Below are 5,683 nucleotides of genomic sequence, written 5' to 3' on the forward strand. Positions count from 1 at the left end.
GGCCCACGCGACCTTCTCCGGCGCGCTGCTCTGGCCGTACATCTACCCCTGGCCACAACGCCCCAGCGGCCTGGTGGAGCAAGGCTTTGCCGAGTTGGCCAAGCGCTGGCTGCCGATTCTCGATTGCTTCGAGGCGGCCGGCGTCGACCTGTGCTACGAAATCCACCCCGGCGAAGACCTTCACGACGGCGCCTCTTTCGAGCGCTTCCTCGAAGCCGTCGACCACCATCCCCGGGCCAACATTCTCTACGACCCCAGCCACCTGCTGCTGCAGCAAATGGATTACCTGGGCTTCATCGACCGCTACCACGCGCGCATCCGCATGTTCCACGTCAAGGACGCCGAGTTTCGCCCCGACGCGCGCTCCGGCGTGTATGGCGGCTACCAAGGATGGGTCGACCGCCCTGGCCGTTTTCGCTCATTGGGCGATGGCCAGATCGACTTCAAATCGATCTTCAGCAAGCTCACCCAGTACGACTTCCACGGCTGGGCCGTGCTGGAGTGGGAGTGTTGCCTGAAGGACGCGCAACAAGGCGCGGCAGAAGGGGCGGAGTACATCCGCCAGCACATGATCCGCAAGACCAGCAAGGCATTCGATGACTTCGCCGGCGTGACATCCGACGAGCAATCCAACCGACGGCTGCTGGGCCTGCCCGACGCCTGAACAGCGCCTCTGCCCCAAAATAACAATAAAACGGTGACCACAATGAAAGCGCGACTGAGCGTCATGATGTTCCTGCAATTCTTCATCTGGGGCGGCTGGTTCGTCACCCTCGGCACCTTCCTCGCCAGCAACCTGGGGGCCAGCGGCGGGCAGATCGGCATGGCGTTTTCCACCCAGTCGTGGGGGGCGATCATCGCCCCGTTTATCATCGGCCTGATCGCCGACCGCTACTTCAACGCCGAGCGCATCCTGGCGGTGCTGCACCTGATCGGCGCGGTGCTGCTGTACCAGCTGTACCGCGCGCCGGACTTCGTCGGCTTTTATCCCTACGTGCTGGCATACATGGTCATCTACATGCCGACCCTGGCACTGGTGAACTCGGTGGCCTTCCGGCAAATGAGCGACCCGGCCCAGGAGTTTTCGCGCATCCGTGTGTGGGGCACCTTGGGCTGGATTGTTGCGGGGCTGGTGATCAGCTTTGTGTTCGCCTGGGATTCGCAGCAGTCGATCACCACGGGCGCGTTGCGCAACACCTTCCTGATGTCTGCCATCGCGTCAGTGGTGCTGGGTTTCTACAGCTTCACCTTGCCGCGTACCGCGCCCTTGAAAGCCGAGGCGGGCAAGGGTGATATCAAGCAACTGCTCGGGCTGGATGCGCTGGGGTTGCTCAAGGATCGCAGCTACCTGGTGTTCTTCATCGCCTCGATCCTGATCTGCATTCCCCTGGCGTTCTACTACCAGAACGCCAACCCGTTTCTCGCGGAAATCGGCGTGACCAACCCCACGGCAAAAATGGCCATTGGGCAAGTGTCCGAGGTGCTGTTCATGCTGCTATTGCCGCTGTTCATCCAGCGTTTTGGCATCAAGGTCGCGCTGTTGGTGGGCATGCTGGCGTGGGCGCTGCGCTATGCACTGTTCGCCTACGGCAATAACGGCGAGCTGGCCTTCATGCTGTTTACCGGGATTGCGCTGCATGGCATCTGCTATGACTTCTTCTTTGTCTCGGGGCAGATCTACACCGACGCGAAAGCGCCGGAGCGCTTCAGGAGTTCGGCGCAGGGGCTGATTACCCTGGCTACGTACGGTGTGGGCATGTTGATTGGGTTCTGGGTGGCGGGGCAGGTGACCGACCACTATGTGGCGGCGGGTAGCAGCCATGACTGGCGCAGCATCTGGCTGTTTCCGGCGGGTTTTGCGCTGGTGATCTTTTTTTGTTTTTCGCTGGCGTTCAAGGGGCGGGAGCGGGTGGCAGCAGAGCCGGCTGATTGACGCATGGCGCCCGCAAAGCGGCGTTGCGCAGCGTTGGTATCGCGCTAGAATGGCCCGGCGCAGCGAGTCGACTGTGCGGCCAGAATGTTTGAAGGAGACGCTAATTGCTGTGCAACCAGTGCGAAGAAGAACACCGGATTGACGAGATGGAGCTGGCGTTTCGACGTCCTGATGCCGTTATGGCGCTATCGCAAGACGACAGAGAGAGTGGGGTCCAGGAGAACAATGACCTGGCCATCATCGGCGGTAAGCAATTTTTCATTCGTGCGTTGCTGCCATTGCCGGTGCTGGGTCGCGAGGAGGTTTTTCACATCGGTATTTGGGTCAGGATCGAGCAGTTGGATTTTGAGCGGGTTTACGAACTCTGGGATGACCCGCAGCAATCAAGCGAACCACCGTTTTCGGTGACGATTGCCAATGACATCCCGGGTCTGCCTGCAACATGTGGGCTCCCCGCCATGCTGAACCTGACTGACCCGGCCAACCGGCCAAAGGTGACGCTGATCGCGAGTAACCATCCGCTGTCGCTTGAGCAATGCCGAGGCATTACGGCGCATCGTGCACACGAATATGTGGTGTGGACACGTTGACGCCACTGCCAGTAGAGACCATAAGAAACGCTGCGACCGAATGCCCGACTCTTCATGGATCGACCAACAGTTAAAGTCTGAATAAACGAAGACCTCGTTGTGCGCGCCTGCGCGTTTCTACCCCCTGGGTTTCAGGTATCCTCCGCGCCCGCCAATCACTATTTTCCAAACCATGCCAGAACACAACATGCAGGCCCTGTTGGAGTCGATCCTCGACGAAGTCCGTCCACTGATCGGCCTCGGCAAGGTCGCCGACTACATCCCCGCGCTCGCCGACGTGCCGGCCCAGCAACTGGGCATTGCCGTGTATGGCAATGACGACTCGTCCTACTGCGCGGGCGATGCCCACACCTTGTTCTCCGTACAGAGCATTTCCAAGGTATTCAGCCTGGTGCAGGCCATCGACCATGGCGGCGAAAGCATCTGGGAACGCCTGGGCCACGAACCGTCGGGGCAGCCGTTCAACTCCATGGTGCAACTGGAGTTCGAGCGTGGGCGGCCACGCAACCCGTTTATCAACGCCGGTGCGCTGGTGATCTGCGACATCAACCAATCGCGCTTTGCCGTGCCTATTTTGTCCATGCGTGATTTTGTGCGGCGGCTGTCGGGCAACCCGCAGATCCTGGTCAACAGCGTGGTGGCCGAATCCGAAGCCCAGCACGGTGCGCGCAATGCGGCCATGGCGTACCTGATGAAGTCCTTCGGCAACTTCCACAATGACGTGGATGCAGTGCTGCACAGCTACTTCAACTATTGCGCATTGCAGATGAGCTGCCTGGACCTGGCCAAGGCATTTTGCTTCCTGGCGAATGAGGGGGTGTGCACCCACAGCAGCGAGCAGATTCTGACGGCGCGCCAGACCAAGCAAGTGAACTCGATCATGGCCACCAGCGGGCTGTATGACGAGGCGGGGAATTTTGCGTATCGCGTCGGGTTGCCGGGAAAGAGCGGGGTAGGCGGCGGGATTCTCGCGGTGGTGCCGGGGCAGTTTACGGTGTGCGTGTGGTCGCCGGAGTTGAATGCGGCAGGCAATTCGCTGGCGGGGATGAAGGCGTTGGAGTTGTTGAGCGAGCGTATCGGATGGTCGGTTTTTTGAAGAGACTTGATCGCTCCCACGCTCTGCGTGGGAGCGCTGCCCTGGACGCTCTGCGTCTGCCTTTGTGACGCGGAGCGTCACAGTCTGCATTCCCACGCGGAGCGTGGGAACGAGCTCAGCGCGGGCTGGTTTGCGCGCATCGATCCAGCGCTTTGTCGACCAGCATCTGCACACCTTCCAGCATCCGGCAAATGCCCAGCGCCACGTTGCGCTGGGTACCATCGACTTCGAAGGCCAGGTGAGCGGCGATGACATTGATCGACGCCAGGTCTTGCGAGGCATTGGCCAGCAAGGTTTCCGTGTCCAGGTCCGTACGCACGGTAAATAATCCATCGAACGGTAGCTCGGTGGGTTCAGGCGGTTGGGGTTGGGCGTCAGGTTTCAGATAGTGGTGAATGGCGCGGTAAGCGGCTTCTTGAAGCCGGTCGGTATGCGGTGGGGGATTTGGGCTGTCTTTAATCATGGTGAAGCTCCGTCGATAAGTGGAGCCACCACCGTTCGCGGTCAAACGAGGAGGGTGGCAGCTGTACGCGGGTTGACCGACCGGTTATCAACGAACCCGGCATACCCGAAGGTATCCCGCGCACAGCCGCCGCGACACGATAACTCAGGCATAAAAAAAACGCCTGGAATAGGTGTGGGCGTTGCAGTCGTCGATTGGTCGGACGGTCAAATCCGGTCGCTGAATTGGCAGCGACTGCGGGAGGTTAGTCAGCCCGGGTCCGACCGACAACCTGAAACAGTTGTCGGAAAAATCCGAGCATGTCTCCCTCAGTCAGAGACGGTCCATGTTGCACAATCGTGTGGTCCTGGCCACCGCCAAGTCGGTGCTCCGGCTATTGATCGCTCCCACGCTCTGCGTGGGAGCGCAGCCCTGGACGCTCTGCGTCTGCCTTTGTGACGCGGAGCGTCACCGTAGGCATTCCCACGCGGAGCGTGGGAACGAGCTTAAAATCCGAGTGCGTCTCCCTGTCGAGGAGAGTGCTGCTACCATCGACGCAATCCCTCATCAGTCAGAGACAATCCATGTTGCCTAATCGCGTGGTCCAGGCCGCCGCCAAGTCGGTGCTGCAGCAGCTCGTTACGCGGATCACGCCACAGTCCACCGAAGCCTCCATCGCCGAAATGGCGACGCAGATGCTCGCGGATTCCGGCTATCCGCAGACCTGGTATTACGACTGCCCGGCCTTCGTATTGCTGGGTTCGCGCAGTGCGCTTTCGGTGTCGGGACGCGACTATCGGCCCAGTGATGAAGCCGTTGGTTTACACAATCTGATCACGGTGGATTTGAGCCCGAGAGCAGGCAATGTGTGGGGCGACTGTGCCCGCTCTTTCTATGTGGAGGAGGGCGTGTGCCGGGCGGTGCCGGTGGGGGCCGAGTTCAGCAGGGGTTATGAAGTCGAGCACCTGCTACACGCGATGATGCGCACATTCGCCCGGCCTGAAACCACGTTCAACGATCTCCACGCGTTCGCCAATGACCTGATCGCATCCGAGGGGTTCGAGAACCTCGATTTCGCCGGCAACGTCGGCCACAGCATCTGCGAGCAGCGTGACCAAAGGCTCTACATCGAGGCGGGCAATCATCGGCGCCTGGAGGAGGTGACGTGCTTTACCTTCGAGCCGCATGCTCGCGAGCGAGGCGGTCGCTGGGGCTACAAGCATGAAAATATCTATTTCTTCAGTGATGAGGGAAAGGTCTGCGAGCTTTGACGAAGGCGCCGGTCTCCTGAGGACTCGCGGCGCCTTCGGTTTTTTCGCGAGCAAGCTCGCTCCTACAGGGAGAGGCGATCCAGCAGGCTGTACCACGCCACGCCCGCGCCGATGTAGAAGCGTTGCAAGCCATGCAGTGGCAACCGCTGCAAAGGCGTTACCGGGTAAGCGAAGTCGGAGCGGCTGTCACACAAGCGCCCGGCCAATTGCTGGCCGAGGCTGGTGCACAGGGCTATCCCGCGTCCGTTACAGCCCAATGCCAGGGTCAGGCCGGGTGCGGGTTCGTGGACGTGAGGCATAAAGTCCCGGGTGATCGCGATCCGGCCCGCCCAGCGGTACTCGAAGTCCAGC

At 60.6% G+C, this 5,683-nt stretch carries 6 protein-coding genes and 1 pseudogene; 5 read left to right on the forward strand and 2 right to left on the reverse strand.

Annotation, left to right across the window (positions count from 1 at the left end; all coding sequences use genetic code 11):
* From HX846_RS23300 to glsB, 4 genes are all read left to right on the forward strand, one after another.
* Positions 1-664, forward strand: a 664-nt coding sequence (locus HX846_RS23300) for a sugar phosphate isomerase/epimerase (RefSeq protein WP_178966165.1), incomplete at its 5' end; no start/stop codon positions are given.
* Between the two features lie 42 nt (positions 665-706).
* Positions 707-1,933, forward strand: a complete 1,227-nt coding sequence (locus HX846_RS23305; RefSeq protein ID WP_177123427.1) for a nucleoside permease — start codon at positions 707-709, stop codon at positions 1,931-1,933.
* A gap of 104 nt (positions 1,934-2,037) precedes the next feature.
* Positions 2,038-2,523, forward strand: coding sequence for a DUF2199 domain-containing protein (locus HX846_RS23310; protein WP_177022014.1), 486 nt, complete (start codon positions 2,038-2,040; stop codon positions 2,521-2,523).
* Between the two features lie 187 nt (positions 2,524-2,710).
* Entirely contained in the window at positions 2,711-3,619 is a 909-nt protein-coding gene (glsB, locus tag HX846_RS23315; RefSeq protein WP_178966166.1) for a glutaminase B, read from the forward strand.
* A 115-nt stretch (positions 3,620-3,734) separates the two neighbouring features.
* Here the strand turns inward: glsB and HX846_RS23320 are convergent, their stop codons facing one another.
* Entirely contained in the window at positions 3,735-4,082 is a 348-nt protein-coding gene (locus HX846_RS23320; protein WP_003211399.1) for a DUF6124 family protein, read from the reverse strand.
* A 563-nt stretch (positions 4,083-4,645) separates the two neighbouring features.
* Between HX846_RS23320 and HX846_RS23325 the strand changes: the two genes are divergently transcribed.
* Complete coding sequence (locus tag HX846_RS23325) at positions 4,646-5,332, forward strand: M24 family metallopeptidase (protein WP_087694233.1); 687 nt, start codon at positions 4,646-4,648, stop codon at positions 5,330-5,332.
* Between the two features lie 62 nt (positions 5,333-5,394).
* On the opposite strand, the pseudogene HX846_RS23330 reads toward HX846_RS23325, so the two are convergent.
* Positions 5,395-5,683: pseudogene (locus tag HX846_RS23330) on the reverse strand (FAD-dependent oxidoreductase); the annotation flags it as partial.

It is taken from the genome of Pseudomonas sp. K5002 (assembly GCF_013386655.1).
Lineage (GTDB): Bacteria > Pseudomonadota > Gammaproteobacteria > Pseudomonadales > Pseudomonadaceae > Aquipseudomonas.

Coding starts and splice junctions, on each gene's coding strand:
- HX846_RS23305 (WP_177123427.1), top strand. CDS start 707: ATGAAAGCGCGACTGAGCGTCATGATGTTCCTGCAATTCTTCATCTGG.
- glsB (WP_178966166.1), top strand. CDS start 2,711: ATGCAGGCCCTGTTGGAGTCGATCCTCGACGAAGTCCGTCCACTGATC.
- HX846_RS23320 (WP_003211399.1), bottom strand. CDS start 4,082: ATGATTAAAGACAGCCCAAATCCCCCACCGCATACCGACCGGCTTCAA.
- HX846_RS23325 (WP_087694233.1), top strand. CDS start 4,646: ATGTTGCCTAATCGCGTGGTCCAGGCCGCCGCCAAGTCGGTGCTGCAG.